The organism is Leclercia sp. 29361 (assembly GCF_011290365.1).
GTDB classification, from domain to species: Bacteria; Pseudomonadota; Gammaproteobacteria; order Enterobacterales; family Enterobacteriaceae; genus Enterobacter; species Enterobacter tamurae.
Genome location: NZ_CP049786.1, coordinates 1,053,259 through 1,077,187 on the forward strand (window position 1 = coordinate 1,053,259; position 23,929 = coordinate 1,077,187).

Consider the following 23,929-nt stretch of genomic DNA (forward strand, 5'->3'; position numbering starts at 1 on the left):
GTGTAATGTTTCAGGTCTGACTTTCAGGCTGGTATATTGTTCTGGTTTTGCGATCCCATATTGCCTTTAAACGTTATAAGCGTTTAAATTGCCCTCCTGATGTTGTCGGACAGACTGTATTTGCGTGGTAAATCGAAAAAATATTCCTGACCACGGCAGCAGGGGAGCATTTCCCGCTGAAATTGCACATTTTTTCCGCTGTTTTGTTCCGCATGGGATAGCGAAAAATTCAACGTTTTCAACACCACATCCACAGGCAGTAAGGTTCTATGACCCATCAATTGAAATCGCGTGACATCATCGCACTGGGCTTTATGACATTTGCGCTGTTCGTTGGCGCAGGCAACATCATCTTCCCACCTATGGTTGGCCTGCAGGCGGGTGAACATGTCTGGACCGCGGCGCTCGGCTTTCTGATCACCGCTGTGGGCCTGCCGGTTCTGACCGTCGTGGCGCTGGCGAAAGTTGGCGGCGGCGTCGATAGCCTCAGCGCGCCGATTGGTAAAGTGGCCGGGGTGATGCTGGCCGTCGTCTGCTATCTGGCGATCGGTCCACTGTTCGCGACCCCTCGTACCGCGACCGTCTCCTTCGAAGTGGGGATTGCCCCGCTAACCGGTGATGGCCCGCTGCCGCTGTTTATCTACAGCCTGGTCTACTTTGCTATCGTGATCCTGGTGTCGCTCTACCCGGGTAAACTGCTGGATACCGTGGGCAACTTCCTCGCCCCGCTGAAGATTCTGGCGCTGGTGGTGCTGGCGGTCGCGGCGATTGTCTGGCCGGCTGGCCCGCTGAGCTCGGCTACCGAAGCCTATCAAAACGCGGCCTTCTCTAACGGCTTTGTGAACGGCTACCTGACCATGGATACGCTGGGCGCGATGGCGTTCGGGATCGTGATCGTTAACGCCGCGCGTTCCCGTGGCGTGACCGAAGCACGTCTGCTGACCCGTTACACCGTCTGGGCTGGCCTGATGGCGGGCGCGGGCCTGGCACTGCTCTATCTGGCGCTGTTCCGTCTGGGTTCCGACAGCAGCGTGCTGGTTGACCAGGGCGCGAACGGTGCAGCTATTTTACATGCCTACGTGCAGCACACCTTTGGCGGTGCGGGCAGCATGATGCTGGCTATCCTGATCTTCCTGGCCTGTCTGGTGACTGCGGTTGGCCTGACCTGTGCCTGTGCAGAGTTCTTTGCTCAGTATGTTCCGCTCTCCTATCGTACGCTGGTGTTTATCCTCGGCGGCTTCTCGATGGCGGTGTCAAACCTGGGTCTGAGCCACCTGATTCAGGTCTCTATTCCGGTGCTGACCACCATTTACCCGCCGTGCATCGTGCTGGTTGTGCTGAGCTTCACCCGTGGCTGGTGGAATAATTCCACACGAATTATCGCCCCGGCCATGTTTATCAGTCTGCTTTTTGGTATGCTTGACGGCATTAAGGCATCGGCAATCAGCGCCATGCTGCCCGCCTGGACACAGCGTCTGCCGCTGTCTGAACAGGGTCTGGCGTGGCTGATGCCTACCGTTGTGGCACTGGTACTGGCTATTATCTGGGATCGTGCTGCAGGGCGTCAGGTTACTTCGAACGCGCACTAAGCAACGGCTGAAAGTTAAACCACGGGGCGTAATGCCCCGTGGTTTTTTGTTTTTTTTAGTCTCAATTGGCAAGTCAAAAAATGGAAAGCACTAACAAACTCAAGCGTGGATTGAGCGCCCGCCACATCCGCTTTATGGCGCTGGGTTCTGCAATCGGCACCGGTCTTTTTTATGGCTCGGCAGATGCCATCAAAATGGCCGGTCCCAGCGTTCTGCTGGCATATCTTATTGGCGGTGTTGCCGCCTACATCATCATGCGTGCCCTGGGGGAGATGTCCGTTCATAACCCGTCAGCCAGCTCCTTCTCCCGCTATGCTCAGGAAAACTTAGGCCCGCTGGCCGGGTATATCACCGGCTGGACCTACTGCTTCGAAATCCTGATTGTGGCCATCGCCGACGTGACGGCCTTCGGCATCTATATGGGCGTCTGGTTCCCGACGGTGCCGCACTGGGTCTGGGTACTCAGCGTGGTGCTGATCATCTGCGCCATCAATCTGATGAGCGTGAAGGTGTTCGGCGAGCTGGAGTTCTGGTTCTCCTTCTTCAAAGTTGCCACCATCATCATCATGATTGCCGCCGGTATCGGCATCATCATCTGGGGGATTGGCAACGGCGGACAACCGACCGGGATCCACAATCTGTGGAGCAACGGCGGCTTCTTCAGCAACGGCTGGATCGGCATGGTGATGTCGCTGCAGATGGTGATGTTCGCCTACGGTGGGATCGAAATCATCGGTATTACCGCCGGTGAAGCGAAAGACCCTGAGAAGTCTATTCCGCGCGCCATCAACTCGGTGCCGATGCGTATTCTGATTTTCTACGTGGGCACGCTGTTTGTGATCATGTCCATTTATCCGTGGAACCAGGTCGGCACCAACGGCAGCCCGTTCGTGCTCACCTTCCAGCATCTGGGCATTACCTTTGCCGCCAGCATCCTGAACTTTGTGGTGCTGACCGCCTCGCTCTCCGCCATCAACGCCGACGTCTTCGGCGTCGGGCGTATGCTGCACGGCATGGCGGAGCAGGGCAGTGCGCCGAAGGCCTTCGCCAAAACCTCCAGCCGCGGCACGCCGTGGGTGACGGTGCTGGTGATGACCGTGGCGCTGCTGCTGTCGGTCTATCTGAACTACATCATGCCGGAGAACGTCTTCCTGGTGATTGCGTCGCTTGCGACCTTTGCCACCGTCTGGGTGTGGATCATGATTCTGATGTCGCAGATTGGCTTCCGCCGTCGTTTGTCGCCGGATGAGGTGAAAGCGCTGAAGTTTAAAGTCCCGGGCGGGGTGGCAACGACCGTGGTTGGCCTGATCTTCCTGGTCTTTATTATCGGCCTGATTGGTTACCACCCGGAAACCCGCATCTCGCTGTATGTCGGCTTCGCGTGGATTGCCCTGCTGCTGGTGGGCTGGGTGTTTAAACGCCGCCGCGAGCGTCAGTTAGCAGAAGCGCAGTAATCAGAATGCCCGGCAAATGCCGGGCATTTTTCTCCTCCCCCTTCCTCCTCCCCCAATAAACCTCATCGTGAGGAGTGAACATCAACTACCCTGTGGCAAGGTGACCTCATTTCTGGGATAGGGGATAAAAGATGTTGAATGCATGGCACCTGCCGGTTGCCCCATTTGTTAAGCAAAACAACGATAAACTCGTCATCACGCTGTGGCTGACGGGCGAGAACCTGCCTGAACGGGTAACGATGCGCGCTGAATTCGATAATGAAGAGACCTCGCTGCCGATGCACAAGCTGCGCAGCCAGCCACAGCCCGGCGTCACCGCCTGGCGGGCCACTATCGACACAACGAAAGGGCAGCCGCGGCACCGCTACAGCTTTAAAATGCTCTGGCATAACCGCCAGCTGTGGTTTACCCCGCAGGGGTTCAGCCGTTTCCCACCCGCCCGCCTGGAGCAGTTCGCCGTCGATTACCCGGATGCCGGGCCGGAGTGGGTGGTCGAGCAGGTCTTTTACCAGATCTTCCCGGACCGCTTCGCCCGCAGCCAGCAGCGCAACCCGGAGCGGGACAAAACCTACTTTCACCATGCCGCCGGTCACGAGACGATTTTCCATCAATGGGATGAGCCGGTTAGCGCCCAGGCGGGGGGCTCAACCTTTTACGGCGGCGATCTCGATGGCATCAGCGAGAAGCTGCCGTATCTGAAAAAACTCGGCGTCACGGCGCTGTACCTCAACCCGGTGTTTGTCGCTCCCAGCGTGCATAAGTACGACACCGAAGATTACCGCCACGTGGATGAGCAGTTTGGCGGCGACGAGGCCCTGTTACGCCTGCGGGAAAATACCCACCGGGAAGGGATGCGCCTGATCCTCGACGGCGTGTTTAACCACAGCGGTGATTCTCACGCCTGGTTCGACCGCCATAACCGCGGGACGGGCGGCGCCTGCCATAACCCGGACTCGCCCCAGCGGGACTGGTACAGCTTTGACGACGGAGGCCGGGCCCTCGACTGGCTGGGCTACGCCAGCTTGCCGAAGCTCGATTATCAGTCACCCACCCTGGTGGACGAGATCTACGGCGGCGAAGACAGCATCGTCCGCCACTGGCTGAAAGCCCCGTGGAATATGGACGGCTGGCGGCTGGATGTGGTGCATATGCTTGGGGAAGGGGGCGGAGCACGCCATAACCTGCAGCACGTCAACGGGATCACCCGTTCCGCGAAGCAGGCCCGGCCCGACGCCTTCGTCTTTGGCGAGCACTTTGGTGATGCCCGCCAGTGGCTGCAGGCCGATGCGGAAGATTCGGCGATGAACTATCGCGGTTTCACCTTCCCGGTGTGGGGCTTCCTCGCTAACACCGATATCTCCTACGATCCGCAGCTGATCGACGCGGAGACCTGCATGAAATGGATGGATAACTACCGCGCCAGCCTGTCGCATCAGCAGCAGTTACGCATGTTCAACCAGCTCGACAGCCATGATACCGCCCGCTTTAAGTCGCTGCTCGGCAAAGACGTGGCGCGCCTGCCGCTGGCGGTGACCTGGCTGTTTACCTGGCCTGGGGTGCCGTGCATTTACTACGGGGACGAGGTCGGGCTGGACGGCAATAACGATCCGTTCTGCCGCAAGACCTTCCCGTGGGAGGCCGAAAGGCAGGACCAGGGGCTGTTCACGCTCTATCAGCGGCTGATCAAACTGCGTAAACAGAGCCAGGCGCTGCGCTACGGCGGCTGCCAGGTGGTCTACGCCCACGATAACGTGGTGGTCTTTGTTCGCGTCTATAATCAACAGCGCGTGCTGGTGGCGATTAACCGGGGCGAGGCCTGCGAAGTGGTGCTGGAAGATTCACCGCTGCTGGCGGGTAAAACGTGGAAGAGCAAAGAGGGTAAAGCGACGTTCCAGGACGGCGTGCTCACGCTTCCTGCGATCTCCGCTGCGGTCTGGTTCGGCAGTTAATGTCGGGCGGAACGGTTCCCACCTTTTAAGATGGCGTAAATGCAACGATTTGTGTCAATCTTAACGGATTGTTAACGGTGAAGGTGGAAACATGGACGAGCTTTACATCCTTGGCTGTCTGTTCCTGATTTTTGCGCTGGTGGTTGCGCCCGTGCTTGCGGTTATCGGATTTAATCGAAGCACGGCGGCGAAACAGGAGATCGCCCGGCTGCGCCAGCGCATTGAGGCCCTTGAGCAGCGCGGCGTGACAGAAAAAGCGCCGGATCCTGAACAGGCTGCTGCGCCGGTGGTCGTGGCCGAGCCGGTGGTTGACGACGCGCCCGCGCCTGTCGACCCCTGGCGCCCGAATATTCCCGCTGCCGCGGCAGCACCTGCTCCGGCTCCTGCGCCCGCGGCAAAACAGCCTTCTGCCTTTGGCGGCATACTGACGTCGCTGGTGCGCTGGTTCATGCAGGGCAATCCGCTGGCGAAGCTTGGGATCCTGCTGCTCTTTCTCGGCCTTTCATTTCTCCTGCGCTATACCGTCGAGCACTCCCTGTTTCCGCTTGAGCTGCGCCTGGCCGCGACGGCGCTGTTTGCTATGGTCCTGCTGGTCTTCGGGTGGCGGCTGCGGCACAAACAGCGCGTCTATTCCCTGATCCTCCAGGGTGGGGCGACAGGCATCCTCTATCTGACCGTCTTTGGCGCCTTCCGGCTCTGGCAGATGTTGCCGATGACGCTGGCCTTTGCACTGCTGGTGGTCATTTGCGCGGCGAGCGTCGGGCTGGCGGTGCTGCAGAGGGCGCTGAGCCTCGCTATGCTGGCGAGTCTCGGTGGGTATCTTGCGCCGCTGCTCTTGTCTACCGGAGGCGGCAGCTTTGTGGCGCTGTTCTCTTTCTACCTTCTGCTTTCCATCGGCATTCTCGCGATCAGCATCTGGCAGCACTGGCGCGAGCTGAATCTGCTCGGGCTGCTGTTTACATTCGGCGTCGGCGGCCTTTGGGGGCTGAACGACTACCGGCCTGAAGACTATGGGATCTGCCAGCTGTTCCTGATTGCCAACACGCTGATATTCGGCGTACTGAGCGTGGCGCTGTCGCTGCGGGCGCAGGAGAAAGGGAAGCAGATTATTGACGGCGTGCTGCTGTTTGCCCCGCCGCTGGTTGGTTTTGGAATGCAGTACGGCATGACTCAGCACTGGACCTACGGCCCGGCGCTCAGCGCGCTGGGGTACGGTGCGTTTTACCTCTCGCTGGCGTTCCTCGCGCTACGGCGCTATCCCTCCCTCGGACGGCCGCTGGTCATGGCGGCGCTGGCGATCGGCGGCGGGTTTGCCACGCTCGCCATTCCGCTGGCGCTGTCGGCTCGCTGGACGGCGATGGCCTGGGGGCTGGAGGGGCTGGGTATCCTCTGGCTGGGCGTGCAACAGCAGCAGCGGCGCATGAGCTATAGCGGGACGGCGCTGCTGGTGCTGGCACTGGGTAGCGCGCTGTGGGCGCAAACGAACGGTGTGACATCGCTGAGCCTGCTGCTTATCTTCGCCGTCCTCAGCCTTTGCTGGCTGGCTGCGGCCTGGCTGTGGCGGGAAATCGTTCTGCCCGTCAGTTGGGTACTGCTGGCCGGCGGGCTGCTGTTCTGGATAGTGGCGCTGCTGGGGGCGTCGCAGCTGATGCTGAAGCAGGAATTATCCGTTCTGGCAGGCGTGCTGGCGCTCTCGACCGTCTCGGTCCTGGGCTGGCGGCAGGCGGCCGCTCGTCTGGCGTGGCGGGAGCTGGATGCCAGCAAATGGCTGCTGTGGCCGCTGATGCTGCTGATGGTGGCTTATCAGCTCTGGCATCAGCAGGTCTTTGCCGCTGACTGGTCAAATCTGGCCTGGTGCGTTGCGCTTCCTGCCGCACTGATGCTGCTGCGGCGCGACGGTAAAAGGCTCCAGCCGCGCATCGCGATGGGGCTGCATCTGTCGCTGTTCTGGATGATTTTAGTGGCGCTGGCCGCCGAGCTTTACTGGTTTGCCCGGTCGTTGCCGTGGGGGATGGCGGCCTGGGGCAGTGGACTGGCGATGGCCGCGGGTGGCGGTTTAATTATGGCGCTATCTGCGGCGGTACGGCGTCGCGGGTGGCCGTTCCGGGAGTGGCCAGCGCTATACGCCTGCCTGGCACCGATCCCTGTTGTCGTGGCGCAGCTGGTGTTATTGGTCGTGACCAATTTCCAGGACGGCGTGGTCTATCGCCAGACCTGGCTACCGCTGGTGAACCCGCTTGAGGAAGGGGCCGCGTTCGCGCTGCTGGGGCTGGTGATCTTTTATCGGGCGGTGGATCGCTACTACCCTGCGTTGCTTTCGCAAGCCCGCCCGTGGCCTGCCGTCGCGCTTATGGCGTTTGGATTCTGGTGGCTTAACGGTGCGCTAATGCGCGCGCTGGCCTGGTATGGCGACGTGGCCTGGAATATGGAATCGCTGTGGGATTCCCGGCTTGTCCAGACCTGTTTTGCCCTGTTCTGGATGCTGAGCGCGCTGGTGGTCATGATCCATGCCACCCGTCGGGCTTCCCGGCAGGAGTGGCTCTGCGGCGCTGCGCTGCTGGGTGTCGTGATGGTTAAACTGATGCTGGTAGACAGCGCGGGCGGAGGCGGGCTGTCGCGCGCGGTGGCGTTTATCGGCGTGGCAATCCTGGTACTGATCGTAGGTTATTTCTCACCGCTGCCGCCCAAAACAGGAGATGAAAAATGAAATGGATGAAAGCGGTGGCGTATAGCGCGCTGCTGGTGCTTTCCGGCCCGGCGCTTTGCGACGAGGGACAAACGGAATCGCCCCGGGACTATGCCTTTGGTCGTTCACTGGATACGTCCGCCCCTTCCCAGTGGTATCGGGTCGCGCTCCCGCTCGCCGTCTATGAGCAGAGCACGTCACCCGATCTGCATGATGTCCGTGTCTTTAATCAGTCGGGCGAGCCGGTTCCCTTCAGCCTGGTCACCGTAACGCGTCCGCAAGCGTCAGCGCAATCCACACCACTTCGCCTCTTTACTCTGGACGCCTCGCCGCTCACACCTGCGCGCGGGGATGAGGATAGCGATAAAATCCTGCTCCGCTCCCGAAACGGCGTAGAGATTGTGCTGGAGGGGCAAAAAGCCGCCGCAGCCGGGCAACATTATCTGCTGACTTTGCCGGAGCAGGCGACGGGCGAGATGGCCCTGTCCCAGTTGCAGCTGCTCTGGAATAGCCCTCAGACGCCGTGGCAGGGAACGGCGTCGGTTTATTACAGCGAGGATCTTAAGCAGTGGTATACCCTGCGCCAGGATATGCCTCTGCTGGACGTGGTCAGCGGCCAGGATCGCCTTAAGCTCGACCGGATCGATACCGATATGGTTTTATCTCCCGATGCGAATCGCTATCTCATGGTGGTGCTGAATACGCAAAGCCAGAAGATAACCCTGACCGGCGTAAACGCAATTAGCGCACCTGCGCAGACGGCCCCGGAAGAGATCAGCCTGGAAGGGGAAGGAGAACAGTTATCGACAAGTGAAGTCCAGTGGCACTGGACGCGACCGCAGCCGCTGAGTGCTGTCAGCATCTCACTGAATGGCGATGGCATCCTTCCCGTGGAGATCGCGTGGCGGAGTAGCAAAAAAGACGCATGGCACCCGCTGAAAAAAGAGGTCCTTTACCGTCTGGAAGGGAAAATGTCTCCACCGGTTTCGCTTAACGGGGGGCTGGTGCAGGCGGTAAAAATCACGACGCTGAATGCGCGTTTGCCAGAATACCTGCCGGGCGTCATGGGGCATCGCGACCGCTATGAGCTGGTGTTCAACGCGCAGGGGAAAGCGCCGTATGTGCTCGCCTGGGGCAACGGGGCGGCAAAGCCTGCAAAAGTGGAGCCCGACATGCTGATCCCTGCCGACCTGCGCAAAACCTATGATATGGCAAACCTGCCGCAGGCTGATATTCAGGATAATGTCGCGTTAGGCGGCGAGGGGCGTCTGACCGCCACCTCCGCGGCCGAGCGGGAGAGCAGGATGACCGCACTGCTGGTGTGGGGCGTACTGATTGCGGGCGTGATTCTGCTGGCAGGCATGGCCTGGCGCATCTGGCGGGAGACACAGCGTAAGGCATAAAAAAAGGCCCGCATTTGCGGGCCTTTTTCGTAAACCGTGCCGATTACAGGCTGGATACGTTTTCGGTCAGGTATTTAGCAACGCCTGCTGGAGACGCGGCCATACCTTCTTTACCTTTTTCCCACTGAGCCGGGCACACTTCACCGTGCTCTTCGTGGAACTGCAGCGCGTCAACCATACGCAGCATTTCGTCGATGTTACGACCCAGTGGCAGATCGTTCACCACCTGGTGACGCACGATACCGTTAGCGTCGATCAGGAAGGAACCACGCAGGGCAACGCCCGCGTCCGGATGCTCGATACCGTAAGCCTGCTGGATTTCGCGTTTGATGTCCGCAACCATCGCGTATTTCACTTGACCGATGCCGCCGTTGTCGACAGGGGTGTTACGCCATGCGTTGTGTACAAACTCAGAGTCGAAGGAGACGCCAACCACTTCCACGCCACGCTTCTGGAATTCTTCGTAACGCTTGTCGAAAGCAATCAGCTCAGACGGGCAAACGAAGGTGAAATCCATTGGCCAGAAGAACAGAACGGTGGCTTTACCGTTGGTGTGCTGTTTGAAGTTGAAGTTTTCAACGATTTCACCGCTGCCCAGTACAGCTGCTGCTGTAAAATCCGGGGCCGGACGAGTTACCAGAACCATGTGATTCTCCTGTGATTACTAAGGTTATTTGGAACGCAACGCGGGCCAGTATAGAGAGTGTTCGCCCTAAAGACAAAGAGGCGCTGACAATCGTTAACCCAGCTTTTACCTATCAATCACATTTATATTAAAGCTGCTTATATTTCGCCTGTTCCATCATCCGCGGATAGAACTGCCAGAAGCGGGTCTCCAGTGCGTCGTAATGGGCATCCAGATCCTTCCAGGAGTCGCGCAGAGCGTCGAGGCGCGGACGGCGGCTGGCCATGCCGTTCAGCACCCGCTGAATAAAGTCCATCTCGCTATAGCGTTCGAGCCAGCGCTCTGACCACAGGTAGTTATTCAGATTCACAAAGCGCGGCGGAGAGTCCGGAAGGATAATCGCCACCTGGGCGTGGGCATAGCGCACGAACGCTGGCAGAGGCATCTCCGGGGAGAGCTGTTCCCAGTGGCGGGAGAGGAAATGATCCCACATCACGTCCAGCGTAATAGGGGCGACCCGGCGGGTTTCCGGGCGGAACCAGGCTTTGGCTTCTTTCACTTCGGGCAGATTGTCAGTCATGACGTCGATCCGGCGGTGCATGAAAATGCCCTCCACCACGTCAGCGGGGTAGTCCTCGGCGGGATTGCCGCGCACAAAATCGGCCAGCAAATTGCCGGAAAGCGAGCTGTCAGCGAGATGGGCGAGGTGCAGGTGAGCGAGAAAATTCATGCGATTCGTTATCCGGAGTCGGCTAGTTGTTGCAGCAAAGAGGTGTGAGCACTAGACTAAGCCGCCTGTTTTTAAGTCACGAGTATATGCCATGCGCGTCGCCGATTTCTCCTTTGAATTACCCGAGTCCCTGATTGCCCACTATCCTATGCCTGAGCGCAGTAGCTGCCGCTTATTGTCGCTGGATGGGCCGACGGGTGCGCTGACGCACGGTACTTTCACCGATCTGCTCGACAAGCTCAACCCGGGTGACCTGCTGGTGTTCAACAACACCCGCGTTATTCCGGCCCGTCTGTTCGGCCGCAAAGCCAGCGGCGGCAAGATTGAAGTGCTGGTCGAAAGAATGCTCGATGATAAACGTATTCTGGCACATATTCGCGCCTCCAAGGCGCCAAAGCCGGGCGCGGAGCTGCTGCTGGGCGATGACGAGAGCATCAACGCCACCATGGTGGCGCGCCACGATGCGCTGTTTGAAGTCGAGTTTAATGACGAGCGCACGGTGCTGGATATTCTGAACACCATTGGCCACATGCCGCTGCCGCCGTACATTGAGCGTCCGGATGAAGAGGCTGACCGCGAGCTGTATCAGACCGTCTACAGCCAGAAACCTGGCGCGGTAGCGGCGCCGACCGCAGGCCTGCACTTTGATGAACCTTTGCTGGAAAAACTGCGGGCAAAAGGCATTGAGATGGCATTTGTGACCCTGCACGTCGGGGCGGGCACCTTCCAGCCGGTGCGTGTCGACAGCATCGAAGATCACATCATGCACTCCGAGTACGCCGAAGTGCCGCAGGAGGTTGTGGATGCAGTGATGGCGGCGAAAGACCGTGGGAGCCGAGTAATTGCCGTCGGCACTACCTCGGTTCGTTCACTGGAGAGCGCCGCCCAGGCTGCCAAAAACGATCTGATCGAACCCTTCTTTGGCGACACCCAAATCTTTATCTACCCGGGCTATCAATACAAAGTGATCGATGCGCTGGTGACCAACTTCCACCTGCCGGAGTCAACCTTGATCATGCTGGTGTCGGCATTTGCTGGTTATCAAAACACCATGAACGCCTACAAGGCTGCGGTAGAACAAAAATATCGGTTTTTTAGCTACGGTGACGCGATGTTTATCACGTACAATCCGCAAGCTTTGAATGAACGTGTCGGGGAATAACGCCGCGGCACTGGTCTAACGCGCCGGACTGTTTTTCTGACGCTGGAGAAAAAATGAAATTTGAACTTGATACTACCGATGGTCGCGCACGCCGTGGCCGTCTGGTGTTCGATCGCGGCGTAGTCGAAACGCCAGCCTTCATGCCTGTTGGCACCTACGGCACCGTCAAAGGGATGACGCCGGAAGAAGTCGAAGCCACGGGCGCGCAAATTATCCTCGGCAATACCTTCCACCTGTGGCTGCGCCCGGGTCAGGAAGTGATGAAGCTGCACGGCGATCTGCATGACTTTATGCAGTGGAAAGGCCCAATCCTGACCGACTCCGGCGGCTTCCAGGTCTTCAGCCTCGGTGATATCCGTAAGATCACTGAAAAAGGCGTTCACTTCCGTAACCCTATCAACGGCGACCCGATCTTCCTCGATCCGGAAAAATCGATGGAGATTCAATACGATCTCGGCTCCGACATCGTGATGATCTTCGACGAATGTACGCCATACCCGGCAGACTGGGATTACGCCAAACGCTCGATGGAGATGTCGCTGCGTTGGGCGAAGCGCAGCCGCGACCGCTTTGATGGCCTCGGCAACAAAAATGCGCTGTTCGGCATTATTCAGGGAAGCGTTTACGAAGATTTACGTGATATCTCTGTTAAAGGTCTGGTAGAGATAGGTTTTGATGGCTACGCTGTCGGCGGTCTGGCTGTGGGGGAACCGAAGGAAGATATGCACCGTATTCTGGAGCATGTTTGCCCGCAAATTCCAACAGATAAGCCTCGATACCTGATGGGCGTCGGCAAACCAGAAGATCTGGTTGAAGGCGTACGTCGCGGCATTGATATGTTCGACTGCGTTATGCCGACCCGCAACGCCCGTAATGGTCATCTGTTCGTGACCGACGGCGTGGTAAAAATCCGTAATGCGAAGCATAAAAGCGACACCAGCACGCTCGATGCCGAGTGCGATTGCTATACCTGTCGCAATTATTCTCGTGCCTATTTGCATCATCTTGATCGTTGTAATGAAATACTGGGCGCGCGTCTCAACACGATTCATAACCTTCGCTATTACCAGCGCTTAATGGCTGGTTTACGCAAGGCTATCGAAGAGGGTAAATTAGAGAGCTTCGTGACCGATTTTTACCAACGACAGGGTCGGGATGTCCCACCTTTGAACGTTGATTAATTTATTTAATGAGGGAATTTTAATGAGCTTTTTTATTTCTGATGCGGTAGCGGCAACAGGTGCACCGGCGCAGGGCAGCCCGATGTCTCTGATTCTGATGCTGGTGGTGTTCGGTCTGATCTTCTATTTCATGATCCTGCGTCCACAGCAGAAGCGCACCAAAGAGCACAAAAAGCTGATGGACTCCATCGCGAAAGGCGATGAAGTGCTGACTAACGGTGGTCTGGTAGGTCGTGTAAGCAAAGTTGCCGATAACGGCTACATCGTTATCGCGCTGAACGATACTACTGAAGTAGTGATTAAACGTGACTTCGTTGCTGCCGTTCTGCCGAAAGGCACCATGAAAGCGCTGTAATTAACTTTTCCCAAAGGGAACTGCCGTGTTAAACCGTTATCCTTTGTGGAAGTACGTCATGCTGGTCGTCGTCATTGTCGTCGGCCTGCTGTATGCGCTTCCCAACCTGTATGGTGAGGATCCGGCTGTTCAAATCACTGGCGCGCGCGGCGTCGCCGCCAGTGAGCAAACGCTGATCCAGGTCCAGAAAACTTTACAAGAAGAAAAAATTACCGCTAAGTCTGTGGCACTGGAAGAGGGCGCTATTCTTGCTCGCTTCGACTCCACCGACACGCAGCTCCGCGCTCGTGAAGCGCTGATGGGCGTGATGGGTGATAAATATGTCGTGGCGTTGAACCTTGCTCCTGCAACGCCGCGTTGGTTAGCTTCTATCAACGCGGAGCCGATGAAACTCGGTCTCGACCTGCGTGGCGGCGTACACTTCCTGATGGAAGTGGATATGGAAACCGCCCTTGGCAAACTCCAGGAACAAAACATCGACAGCCTGCGTAGCGATCTGCGCGAAAAAGGCATCCCTTACACCACCGTGCGTAAGGAAGATAATTACGGGATGAGCATCGCGTTCCGCGACAGCACTGCCCGTAATCAGGCGATGGATTACCTGACCCAGCGTCATCGCGACCTCGTCCTCTCCTCTCAGGGCAGCAACCAGCTGCGTGCGGTGATGACCGATGAACGTCTGAAAGAAGCGCGTGAATACGCGGTTCAGCAGAACATCAACATCCTGCGTAACCGTGTTAACCAGCTTGGTGTTGCTGAACCGCTGGTACAGCGTCAGGGTGCTGACCGTATCGTGGTTGAGCTGCCGGGTATCCAGGATACCGCGCGTGCGAAAGAGATTCTGGGCGCAACCGCGACCCTCGAATTCCGTCTGGTGAACACCAACGTCGATCAGTCCGCTGTCGCGTCAGGCCGCGTTCCGGGCGACTCTGAAGTGAAGCAGACCCGTGAAGGCCAGCCGGTTGTGATGTACAAGCGGGTGATCCTGACCGGTGACCACATCACCGACTCGACCTCCAGCCAGGACGAATACAACCAGCCGCAGGTTAACATCTCGCTTGATAGCGCCGGTGGTAACATCATGTCTAACTTCACCAAGGACAATATCGGTAAACCGATGGCGACCCTGTTCGTGGAGTACAAAGACAGCGGTAAAAAAGATGCGAACGGTCGCTCCATCCTGGTGAAAGAGGAAGAGGTGATTAACATCGCCAACATCCAGTCTCGCCTGGGTAATAGCTTCCGTATCACCGGTATCAACAACCCGAACGAAGCACGTCAGCTCTCGCTGCTGCTGCGTGCCGGTGCGCTGATTGCGCCGATTCAGATTGTTGAAGAGCGGACCATCGGTCCAACTCTGGGTATGCAGAACATCACTCAGGGTCTTGAAGCCTGTCTGGCCGGTCTGGCGATCTCCATCATCTTCATGATCTTCTTCTATAAGAAGTTTGGTCTGATTGCGACAAGCGCGTTGATTGCGAACCTGGTGCTGATCGTCGGCATTATGTCCCTGCTGCCGGGGGCGACGCTGACCATGCCGGGGATCGCAGGTATCGTCTTAACCCTTGCGGTGGCGGTCGATGCTAACGTACTGATCAACGAACGTATCAAAGAAGAGTTGAGCAACGGGCGTTCAGTACAACAGGCGATCGACGAAGGTTACCGTGGTGCGTTCAGTTCCATCTTCGATGCGAACATCACCACGCTTATCAAGGTTCTTATCCTGTACGCAGTCGGTACTGGTGCCATTAAAGGTTTTGCTATCACTACCGGTATCGGTGTGGCGACCTCAATGTTTACCGCTATCGTCGGCACCCGTGCCATCGTGAACCTGCTGTACGGCGGCAAGCGCGTTAAAAAGCTGTCTATCTGAGGAGTGCGTTGTGGCACAGGAATATACTGTTGAACAATTGAACTACGGCCGTAAAGTCTGGGACTTTATGCGCTGGGACTACTGGGCCTTCGGCATTTCAGGTTTTCTGCTGATTCTGTCCATCGCCATTATGGGCGTGAAGGGCTTTAACTGGGGGCTCGATTTCACCGGTGGTACGGTGATTGAGATTAACCTGGAAAAACCGGTCGATATGGACCAGATGCGTGAGTCGCTGCAGAAGGCGGGCTTCGAAGAGCCGCTGCTGCAGAACTTCGGCAGCAGCCGCGACATCATGGTGCGTATGCCGCCGGTTCATGATGCCAACGGCAGCCAGGAGCTGGGCAGCAAGGTTGTTAACGTGATTAACGAAACAACCAGCCAGACCGCAACCGTTAAGCGTATTGAATTCGTCGGCCCGAGCGTGGGTGCGGATCTGGCCCAGACCGGTGCGATGGCACTACTGGTGGCGCTGATCTCCATCCTGGTATATGTCGGTTTCCGCTTCGAGTGGCGTCTGGCGGCCGGGGTGGTTATCGCCCTGGCGCACGACGTGGTGATCACCATGGGCGTTCTGTCGCTGTTCCATATCGAGATCGACCTGACCATTGTGGCCTCGTTGATGTCGGTTATCGGTTACTCGCTGAACGACAGTATCGTGGTATCGGACCGTATCCGTGAAAACTTCCGTAAGATCCGTCGCGGTACGCCGTACGAGATCTTTAACGTGTCGTTGACCCAGACGCTGCACCGTACCTTGATCACCTCCGGGACCACCCTGATGGTGATCCTGATGCTGTATCTCTTCGGCGGCCCGATTCTGGAAGGCTTCTCGCTGACCATGCTGATCGGTGTTTCCATCGGTACGGCTTCATCCATCTACGTCGCGTCCGCGCTGGCACTGAAACTTGGCATGAAGCGCGAGCACCTGCTTCAGCAGAAAGTGGAAAAAGAAGGGGCGGATCAGCCGTCCATTCTGCCGTAAGGCATTGTCTGATGCGTGACGAAATCCCGGTCTTATGGCCGGGCTTTTTTTTGCCTGCTCCTGACAAACACTCCTGACAGTATGCTGTCAGGAGGCCTGGCGTAGACTCCTTCTGAACCTAAACAACAGGCAGGAGGATGTATGAAAAGTGTGATTAACTGGTTTGAAATTCCGGTCGCGGATATGGATCGTGCCATCAAATTTTACGAGCCGGTGCTGCAGGTGACGCTGAAGCGCGAGCAAATGGACGTTGCCGAGCTGGCCATTTTCCCCCATGAGGATCCGGCCACCGGCGGCGCGCTGGCAAAATTTGACGGCATTACACCCTCGTCGCAGGGCGCTATTATTTACCTGCATACTGACAACCTTGCGGCCACGCTGGATCGCGTTTCGTCTGCTGGCGGCGCATGCGTGTTTGGCCCACTTGAGCTGCCGCGCGGTATTGGCACCATCGCGCTGTTTACCGACAGCGAAGGCAACCGGGTTGGACTTCATCAACCCGCCTGATATTCACCTGTAAAGCGAAGAACCCATGACCCGACGCGCCGACCGCTTGTTCCAGATTGTGCAGATCCTGCGTGGCAGGCGGCTAACAACCGCAGCGCATCTGGCGGACAGGCTCGGCGTGTCGGAACGCACGGTCTATCGCGATATCCGGGATCTGTCGCTCTCTGGCGTGCCGGTGGAAGGGGAGGCGGGAAGCGGGTATCGCCTGATGACGGGCTTCGACCTGCCGCCGCTGATGCTGACCAACAAGGAGTCCGAGGCGCTGATGGTGGCGATCCGCCTGCTGAAAACCTGGGGCGGGGAGTCGCTGTCGCGTGAGCTGGAATCGGCCCAGGAAAAGGTGCTGGCGATCCTGCCGGAGGAGAGCCGTCGCAAGGCCGAGCAGACCCGGATCTACGCCCCGGACATTGCCCTTCAGCCGCACTCCCGCAGCGGCTTCGATGTGATCCATCAGGCGATCTCCGCTCAGCGGGTGCTGGGCCTGCACTATCGGGATGAGAGTGGGCAGTTATCCTCCCGGGACGTTCAGCCGCTGGGGTTGTTCTTCTGGGGCGAGCACTGGCTGCTGGCGGCCTGGTGCGAACGGCGTGATGACTACCGCTGTTTCCGGCTCGACAGGTGTCTGAATATCACGATAACGGACAGACGCTTTAGCGAAAGTGCGGAGCGTTCGCTGGCGGATTTTTTGAGGAAGGTGAAGCAATAAGATGCCGGGTAGCGGCTACGCCTTACCCGGCCTACGGTTAGTGCGGCCTGATGCCCTCACCCCGACCCTCTCCCACGGGAGAGGGCGCAAACATAAAAAACGGCAACCCGAAGGTTGCCGTTTTGCTTTTATTTCGCCACCCGGCATAACTACAGGATTAGAAGTTATAACCCACAACCAGGTAACCACCCCAGCCGGTAGAACGGACGCTGAAGTCGCCGTCGCCGAAGTTCAGGCTGGCGTCGTCGTTCCACTGGCCACCGTTGTGCCAGTAACGCGCCACAACAGAGTAGTGCCAGTGATCGTAGTTCAGCGCCAGGATGTGGCTGGAGGCGATGGAGTCATTGGTGCGCGCTTTCTTACCGTTCAGGTCACGGAAGTCGTCGTTGCCCAGGTCTGAGCCCCAGTCAAAGTTGGTGAAGCCGATGTAGCTCAGGTTGCCGCCCCACAGCTGGGTGATTGGCACAAAGTATTTCACTTTGAAACGGTAGCCATCCCACTCGTTTTCGTTCGCTGCACCGTAGTTCTGCCACTGGTATTTGGCATACACGTTCATGGACAGGCTCATCGGCAGACCGGTGTCGATGTCAGTACCCAGACCCATGTACCAGGTGCTCTGACGACCAGACTTGTTGCGGCCCATGTCGTAGATGTAGTTGTTTGCGACGTACCACTCTTTGAACGGACCAAACGCCAGGCTGGTGCCGGTCAGTTTATCGATGGAGAAGCGCGGTTCGATCTCCATGAACAGTGGGGAACCGTGGTTCCAGATACCTTTCGCATCAGTGTTACCACCGAAGAAGACCGGTGCATCCATGTAACCATAGAAATCAAACCAGTCTTTCTTAGCGAACGCTTCGTATTCCAGGTAGGTATCGTTGCGGATCTGCGGTCCAAAACGGGTGTGGTAGCTGCCCACAACGTTAACGCTCTGGTGCCACCAGTCGGAAACGTATTCTGGTTTGTCGTTTTCTGCTGCCTGCACAGCGAAAGTTGAAGAAAGTGCCAGCGCTGCACCGGCTGCCAGTAATGTTTTTTTCATAATGATGCCACTGATTTGAAATCCCTTACGGGAGTGAAAAAGGCGCGAATTGCGTTTCTAAATATTTCGTATTTCTGGGAGCCTATTATAGGAATCCTTGCTCACAAAAATATGTGTTGTTTCACAGTTCTCTCACATACGTAATCGATTGCGTTCACGTTTGCGTATTTTTAACGGAGCGGATTGTAATAGCAAACATTTCTGTTGCCAATGTTTGTAAATAAAGAGGGCGGAACGTGTAACACGTTCCGCAGGGGGATTATTGCGCGACGGGCTGAATATCGTGGATACGGATGAAACCGAGCTGATCGGGGGTCAGGCCATTTAGCTGAAGCGGAATGTCAACATCGCTGGGTGCCAGCACGCTGGCCGGAGCATTAATCAGCTGGGTCTGGACGTTCACTTCCTGGAAGCTGTCGGTCGTGCCCTGGATCTGGCCCCATTCCACGGTGGCGCTGAATGCTGGCAGCGGATCGTTTGATTCCCCCTGGATACGCAGCGTGGCGCGGGTACCGTCGGCGTTCGGCGCCGCGTTCACCAGTGACATCTTCAGCGTACCAATCTGGCTGTTCAGCCGGGCAGGGGTATTCGACCCTGGCAGCAGATAGACGCCGCTGGTCGATTTAGCGTTCAGCGCATTCTGCTGAGTGATCTTGACGGTTTCCTGGTTGAGCTTGTTCATGGTGGTATTCAGTGAACTGATGCTCTGATTCATCTGGCGCACTTCGCTTTGCTGTGCACAGGCGCTGAGGCTAAAAAGGCTTCCCAGCAGCAAAACATGTAGGTAACGTCTTGTCATGGCAATTATTTCCCTGAAATAACGGATTCTGCTAAGGGTAGTCAACGACGCTGCCCCGCGTATAGATCCTTTATCTCAAAAACGCTCCTTCTTTGTTGTCAGCCCAGTTCAGGGTAAAATGGAGCTCAGTCAACCCGATAGCCAGGACACCGTATGCATTGCCCATTCTGTCTCGCCGTGGATACCAAAGTAATCGACTCCCGTCTCGTGGGAGAGGGCTCATCCGTACGCCGTCGTCGTCAGTGCCTGGTGTGTAACGAACGTTTCACCACCTTTGAAGTGGCAGAACTGGTGATGCCCCGCGTCGTGAAAAGTAATGACGTCCGTGAACCTTTCAACGAAGAAAAGCTGCGCAGCGGGATGCTAAAAGCACTGGAAAAACGGCCAGTCAGCGCAGATGACGTCGAAATGGCGCTTAATCACATCAAAACCCAGCTGCGCGCCACCGGCGAGCGTGAGGTGCCGAGCAAAATGATCGGCAACCTGGTGATGGAACAGCTTAAAAAGCTCGATAAAGTGGCCTATATCCGCTTTGCCTCTGTTTACCGCAGTTTCGAAGACATTAAAGAGTTCGGGGAAGAGATCGCCCGCCTACAGGATTAAGCATATGCAGGATGAGATTTACATGGCGCGAGCGCTGAAGCTGGCGCAGCGCGGTCGTTTTACGACCCATCCCAACCCCAATGTCGGCTGCGTTATCGTTAAAGATGGCGAGATCGTCGGGGAAGGTTTTCACTATCGTGCCGGTGAGCCGCATGCTGAAGTGCATGCCCTGCGTATGGCCGGCGAGAAGGCGCGCGGTGCCACCGCCTACGTCACGCTGGAACCCTGCAGCCATCACGGGCGTACGCCGCCGTGCTGCGATGCGCTGATAGCGGCCGGTGTCTCCCGGGTTGTCGCGGCGATGCAGGATCCCAACCCGCAGGTCGCCGGTCGCGGCCTGTATCGCCTGCAGCAGGCGGGGATTGAGGTCAGCCATGGCCTGATGATGAGTGAAGCTGAGCGCCTGAACAAAGGCTTCCTCAAGCGGATGCGTACCGGTTTTCCCTATATTCAATTGAAGCTGGGCGCCTCACTGGATGGCCGCACGGCGATGGCCAGCGGTGAAAGCCAGTGGATCACCTCCCCGCAGGCAAGGCGCGATGTGCAACGTCTGCGCGCGCAAAGCCATGCTATTCTCACCAGCCATGCCACCGTTTTGGCCGACGATCCGGCATTGACCGTGCGCTGGGATGAGCTGAACGCCGACACCCAGAAATTGTACCCGCAAGAGAATTTGCGCCAGCCGCTGCGCATTGTGGTCGACCGGCAGAACCAGGTTACCCCTGAGCACCGCATTGTGCAGCAGCCCGGGGAAACCTGGTTTGCCCGCACTCAGGAAGATGAGCGCTGCTGGCCCGAAGGTGTGCGCAGCATTCTGGTGCCGGAGCACAATGGGCACGTGGATTTAGTGGTGCTGATGATGTTGCTGGGCAAACAGCAGATCAACAGTATCTGGGTAGAAGCGGGCCCGACGCTGGCCGGCGCGCTGTTGCAGGCCGGGCTGGTGGATGAGCTGATTGTCTATCTGGCGCCTAAACTGTTAGGCAGCGACGCCCGAGGCCTGTGCGTGTTACCAGGGCTGGAAACGCTGGCGGATGCGCCAGCATTTAACTTTAGCGAGATACGCCCGGTTGGACCGGATCTCTGTCTCCACCTGACCACCGCGTAAGGCTTGCCTAAATAGGGAAGCAGTGCGCAAAATATTATGATAAAATCCGCCCCCCTGCGGGGCCACCAAATGAACCCGTTAAGGAAGAGTATGAACATTATTGAAGCAGCCGTTGCTACCCCGGACGCTCGCGTCGCCATCACCATTGCGCGTTTCAACAACTTCATCAACGACAGCCTGCTGGATGGTGCTATTGACGCCCTGAAACGTATCGGCCAGGTGAAAGACGAAAACATTACCGTTGTCTGGGTTCCGGGTGCTTACGAACTGCCACTGGCAGCGGGCGCACTGGCGAAAACCGGCAAATACGATGCGGTAATTGCGCTGGGTACAGTGATTCGTGGCGGTACCGCTCACTTTGAATATGTTGCCGGTGGCGCAAGCAACGGTCTGGCGCACGTGGCACAGGATGCAGAAATTCCTGTCGCGTTCGGCGTACTCACCACTGAAAGTATTGAACAAGCCATCGAACGTGCTGGCACCAAAGCCGGTAACAAAGGTGCAGAAGCTGCACTGACCGCGCTTGAAATGATCAATGTATTGAAAGCCATCAAGGCCTGATTTTTTTGTAAGGGGAATTCCGTGAAACCTGCTGCTCGTCGCCGCGCCCGTGAATGTGCCGTTCAGGCACTTTACTCCTGGCAGTTGTCCCAGAACGACATCGCTGATGTTGAATACCAGTTCCTGGCGGAACAAGACGTCAAAGACGTTGACGTCGTGTACTTCCGTGAACTGCTGTCGGGAGTGGCGACTAATAGCGCGTATCTCGACGGTCTGATGAAGCCGTACCTGTCCCGTCTGCTCGAAGAGCTGGGTCAGGTTGAAAAAGCGGTGCTGCGTATCGCCCTGTTTGAACTGGCTAAACGTGATGATGTGCCTTACAAAGTGGCCATCAACGAAGCGATCGAGCTGGCGAAAACCTTCGGTGCTGAAGACAGTCACAAATTTGTGAATGGCGTGCTGGATAAAGCTGCACCTGCGATCCGTCCCCGTAAAAAGTGATCCGCAAGCCGGAGTTTCGTATCGCCTTTGGGCGGTACGGGCTCCGGTTTTTTTATTTTCTTTGCTGAGGCATAACGCATGGCATGTGGCGAGTTTTCCCTGATTGCCCGTTATTTTGACCGAGTCAGAAGCTCGCGTCGCGATGTGGAAACCGGCATCGGCGACGATTGTGCACTTCTTAATATCCCCGAAAAACAGACGCTGGCAATCAGCACCGACACCTTAGTGTCTGGTCACCATTTTCTGCCGGATATCGATCCTGCCGATCTGGCCTATAAAGCGCTGGCGGTGAACGTGAGCGATCTGGCGGCGATGGGGGCCGATCCGGCGTGGTTAACGCTGGCTCTGACCCTGCCAAAAGTCGATGAAAGCTGGCTTGAGGCCTTTAGCGACGCGCTGTTTGAACAGCTTAACTATTACGATATGCAGCTGATCGGTGGCGATACTACCGCCGGTCCGCTGTCGATGACCCTGGCGATCCACGGCTATGTGCCTAATGGACGCGCACTCAAACGGTCTGGCGCGAAACCGGGCGACTGGATTTACGTCACCGGTACACCGGGAGATAGCGCCGCGGGCCTGGCTGTCTTGCAGAATCGCCTAACCGTAGAGCGTGCCGATGACGCGGCCTATTTTGTGCAACGCCATCTGCGTCCGACCCCGCGCATTCTGCACGGCCAGGCGCTGCGCGATCGCGCCAGCTCGGCTATCGATCTCTCGGATGGCCTGATCTCCGATCTGGGCCATATTCTGAAAGCCAGCGGCGTGGGCGCGCGGATCGACCTCGATCTGTTCCCGCTATCTGAGGCGATGCGCAGGCATGTTGAGCCTGAGCAGGCGTTGCGCTGGGCGCTCTCCGGCGGTGAAGATTATGAGCTGTGCTTTACCGTGCCTGAGCTGAATCGCGGGACGCTGGATGTGGCGTTAGCCAATCTGGGTGCCGGGTTTACCTGTATCGGCCAGATCATGCCGGAAAGCGAAGGGATGCAGTTCGTGCAGAACGGCGCGCCGGTGACGCTCGACTGGAAAGGGTACGATCACTTCGCGTGATGTTAGCATTGTGCGGTTTGTGCCGGGGGCGCTGTGCTTGCCCGGCCTACAGCACTATGCACGCTTCGTAGGCCGGGTAAGGCGAAGCCGCCACCCGGCTTTTTTATTACTTAAATCCCACCACCGGATGCTGCTTGTACGGCGTTTCCAGTTCGGCAATCTGTTCCGGCGTCAGGGTGATATCCACGGCGTTGATCAGCTCATCCAGTTGCTCTTCGCGCGAGGCACCGATAATCGGTGCGGCAACCCCTCGTTTACTTAACACCCACGCCAGCGCCACCTGAGCGCGCGTCACGTCGAGCTCCTCGGCAATCCTCGCTACCCGTTCCGCAATCTGCGCGTTATTGGCTTCGGTTTCCTCATACAGCGTTTTACCAAACTCATCCGATACCGAGCGGGCTGTGGTTTCGCCCCACGGACGGGTTAACCGCCCGCGTGCCAGCGGACTCCACGGGATCACCGCCACGCCGTGCTGATAGCACAGGGGCAACATCTCGCGCTCTTCTTCGCGGTAGATCAGGTTGTAGTGATCCTGCATGGTGACAAACGGCGCCCAGCCGTGCTGTTCCTGCAGCGCCAGGGCTTCGGCAAACTGGGCGGCATGCATTGACGAGGCGCCGATATAGCGCGCTTTACCCGCTTTGACCACGTCATTCAACGCTTCCAGCGTCTCTTCAATCGGCGTGTTGTAATCCCAGCGGTGGATTTGCAGCAGATCGACATACTCCATGTTCAGGCGTCGCAGGCTGTCATCAATAGAGCGCAGGATCTGCGCCCGGGAGAGGCCTTCTGCCAGATCGCCTGTCTGATGGTAAACCTTGGTAGCAACCACCACCTCTTCACGGCGGGCAAAGTCGCGCAGGGCCTGGCCGACGATCTCTTCGCTGCTGCCGTCGGAGTAGCTGTTAGCGGTATCAAAGAAGTTAATGCCGCCTTCGAGAGCGTGTTTGATGATTGGGCGGCTGCTCTCTTCCGGCAACGTCCAGGCGTGCTTACCCCGGTCCGGCTCGCCAAAGGTCATGCAGCCCAGGCAAAGTCGGGAAACCTTAAGATCTGTTTTTCCTAATATATTGTATTGCATGGTTCCACTCCTGCTGATTACTTAAAACGTACCGTTAAGCAT

General features: G+C 57.4%; 22 protein-coding genes. 17 read left to right on the forward strand and 5 right to left on the reverse strand.

Annotation, left to right across the window (positions count from 1 at the left end; all coding sequences use genetic code 11):
* Positions 1-269 precede the first annotated feature (269 nt).
* The 5 genes from brnQ (at position 270) to G7090_RS04980 (ending at position 9,081) form a co-directional block, all read left to right on the forward strand.
* Positions 270-1,589: a branched-chain amino acid transporter carrier protein BrnQ gene (gene brnQ / locus G7090_RS04960; protein ID WP_106992112.1), complete on the forward strand. Its 1,320-nt coding sequence runs from the start codon at positions 270-272 to the stop codon at positions 1,587-1,589.
* Positions 1,590-1,669: 80 nt separating this feature from the next.
* A complete protein-coding gene (proY, locus tag G7090_RS04965; protein ID WP_106992113.1) occupies positions 1,670-3,043 on the forward strand; it encodes a proline-specific permease ProY in 1,374 nt (457 codons plus the stop codon).
* A 131-nt stretch (positions 3,044-3,174) separates the two neighbouring features.
* Positions 3,175-4,992 (forward strand): maltodextrin glucosidase, encoded by a 1,818-nt coding sequence (gene malZ, locus G7090_RS04970; protein WP_166181699.1) that lies wholly within the window; start codon positions 3,175-3,177, stop codon positions 4,990-4,992.
* Between the two features lie 91 nt (positions 4,993-5,083).
* Positions 5,084-7,699, forward strand: coding sequence for a DUF2339 domain-containing protein (locus tag G7090_RS04975; RefSeq protein WP_166181700.1), 2,616 nt, complete (start codon positions 5,084-5,086; stop codon positions 7,697-7,699).
* Entirely contained in the window at positions 7,696-9,081 is a 1,386-nt protein-coding gene (locus G7090_RS04980; protein ID WP_166181701.1) for a DUF3999 family protein, read from the forward strand. The genes G7090_RS04975 and G7090_RS04980 overlap by 4 nt, the downstream gene beginning before the upstream one ends.
* A gap of 43 nt (positions 9,082-9,124) precedes the next feature.
* On the opposite strand, the gene G7090_RS04985 is transcribed toward G7090_RS04980, so the two are convergent.
* Positions 9,125-9,727, reverse strand: coding sequence for a peroxiredoxin C (locus tag G7090_RS04985; protein ID WP_106992117.1), 603 nt, complete (start codon positions 9,725-9,727; stop codon positions 9,125-9,127).
* A 127-nt stretch (positions 9,728-9,854) separates the two neighbouring features.
* Positions 9,855-10,436, reverse strand: coding sequence for an ACP phosphodiesterase (gene acpH, locus G7090_RS04990; protein ID WP_166181702.1), 582 nt, complete (start codon positions 10,434-10,436; stop codon positions 9,855-9,857).
* A 91-nt stretch (positions 10,437-10,527) separates the two neighbouring features.
* On the opposite strand from acpH, the gene queA reads away from it, so the two are divergent.
* The 7 genes from queA (at position 10,528) to G7090_RS05025 (ending at position 17,202) form a co-directional block, all read left to right on the forward strand.
* Positions 10,528-11,598, forward strand: coding sequence for a tRNA preQ1(34) S-adenosylmethionine ribosyltransferase-isomerase QueA (gene queA, locus G7090_RS04995; RefSeq protein ID WP_166181703.1), 1,071 nt, complete (start codon positions 10,528-10,530; stop codon positions 11,596-11,598).
* A gap of 53 nt (positions 11,599-11,651) precedes the next feature.
* A complete protein-coding gene (tgt, locus tag G7090_RS05000; RefSeq protein ID WP_106992120.1) occupies positions 11,652-12,779 on the forward strand; it encodes a tRNA guanosine(34) transglycosylase Tgt in 1,128 nt (375 codons plus the stop codon).
* 22 nt (positions 12,780-12,801) lie between these two features.
* A complete protein-coding gene (gene yajC, locus G7090_RS05005; RefSeq protein ID WP_032616800.1) occupies positions 12,802-13,134 on the forward strand; it encodes a preprotein translocase subunit YajC in 333 nt (110 codons plus the stop codon).
* 25 nt (positions 13,135-13,159) lie between these two features.
* Complete coding sequence (secD, locus tag G7090_RS05010) at positions 13,160-15,007, forward strand: protein translocase subunit SecD (RefSeq protein WP_106992122.1); 1,848 nt, start codon at positions 13,160-13,162, stop codon at positions 15,005-15,007.
* A 10-nt stretch (positions 15,008-15,017) separates the two neighbouring features.
* Positions 15,018-15,989 (forward strand): protein translocase subunit SecF, encoded by a 972-nt coding sequence (secF, locus tag G7090_RS05015; protein ID WP_106992123.1) that lies wholly within the window; start codon positions 15,018-15,020, stop codon positions 15,987-15,989.
* A 141-nt stretch (positions 15,990-16,130) separates the two neighbouring features.
* Positions 16,131-16,496 (forward strand): VOC family protein, encoded by a 366-nt coding sequence (locus G7090_RS05020; RefSeq protein ID WP_106992124.1) that lies wholly within the window; start codon positions 16,131-16,133, stop codon positions 16,494-16,496.
* 25 nt (positions 16,497-16,521) lie between these two features.
* The gene (locus G7090_RS05025) at positions 16,522-17,202 is read left to right on the forward strand and encodes a YafY family protein (protein WP_166181704.1); all 681 of its coding nucleotides are present in this window, start codon (positions 16,522-16,524) and stop codon (positions 17,200-17,202) included.
* 157 nt (positions 17,203-17,359) lie between these two features.
* On the opposite strand, the gene G7090_RS05030 is transcribed toward G7090_RS05025, so the two are convergent.
* Together G7090_RS05030 and G7090_RS05035 are read right to left on the reverse strand one after the other, a co-directional pair.
* A complete protein-coding gene (locus tag G7090_RS05030) occupies positions 17,360-18,244 on the reverse strand; it encodes a nucleoside-specific channel-forming protein Tsx (RefSeq protein ID WP_106992126.1) in 885 nt (294 codons plus the stop codon).
* Positions 18,245-18,503: 259 nt separating this feature from the next.
* Entirely contained in the window at positions 18,504-19,043 is a 540-nt protein-coding gene (locus tag G7090_RS05035) for a DUF3251 domain-containing protein (RefSeq protein ID WP_166181705.1), read from the reverse strand.
* A 153-nt stretch (positions 19,044-19,196) separates the two neighbouring features.
* On the opposite strand from G7090_RS05035, the gene nrdR reads away from it, so the two are divergent.
* From nrdR to thiL, 5 genes are all read left to right on the forward strand, one after another.
* Positions 19,197-19,646 (forward strand): transcriptional regulator NrdR, encoded by a 450-nt coding sequence (gene nrdR, locus G7090_RS05040; protein ID WP_032616812.1) that lies wholly within the window; start codon positions 19,197-19,199, stop codon positions 19,644-19,646.
* 4 nt (positions 19,647-19,650) lie between these two features.
* Positions 19,651-20,754 (forward strand): bifunctional diaminohydroxyphosphoribosylaminopyrimidine deaminase/5-amino-6-(5-phosphoribosylamino)uracil reductase RibD, encoded by a 1,104-nt coding sequence (gene ribD / locus G7090_RS05045; RefSeq protein ID WP_166181706.1) that lies wholly within the window; start codon positions 19,651-19,653, stop codon positions 20,752-20,754.
* 90 nt (positions 20,755-20,844) lie between these two features.
* Positions 20,845-21,315, forward strand: coding sequence for a 6,7-dimethyl-8-ribityllumazine synthase (gene ribE, locus G7090_RS05050; RefSeq protein ID WP_039032362.1), 471 nt, complete (start codon positions 20,845-20,847; stop codon positions 21,313-21,315).
* A 21-nt stretch (positions 21,316-21,336) separates the two neighbouring features.
* A complete protein-coding gene (gene nusB, locus G7090_RS05055) occupies positions 21,337-21,756 on the forward strand; it encodes a transcription antitermination factor NusB (RefSeq protein WP_106992129.1) in 420 nt (139 codons plus the stop codon).
* Between the two features lie 78 nt (positions 21,757-21,834).
* Positions 21,835-22,806 (forward strand): thiamine-phosphate kinase, encoded by a 972-nt coding sequence (gene thiL, locus G7090_RS05060; RefSeq protein WP_166181707.1) that lies wholly within the window; start codon positions 21,835-21,837, stop codon positions 22,804-22,806.
* 106 nt (positions 22,807-22,912) lie between these two features.
* Here thiL and G7090_RS05065 read toward each other — a convergent pair whose 3' ends face one another.
* Entirely contained in the window at positions 22,913-23,887 is a 975-nt protein-coding gene (locus G7090_RS05065; RefSeq protein ID WP_106992131.1) for an aldo/keto reductase, read from the reverse strand.
* Between the last annotated feature and the right edge of the window lie 42 nt (positions 23,888-23,929).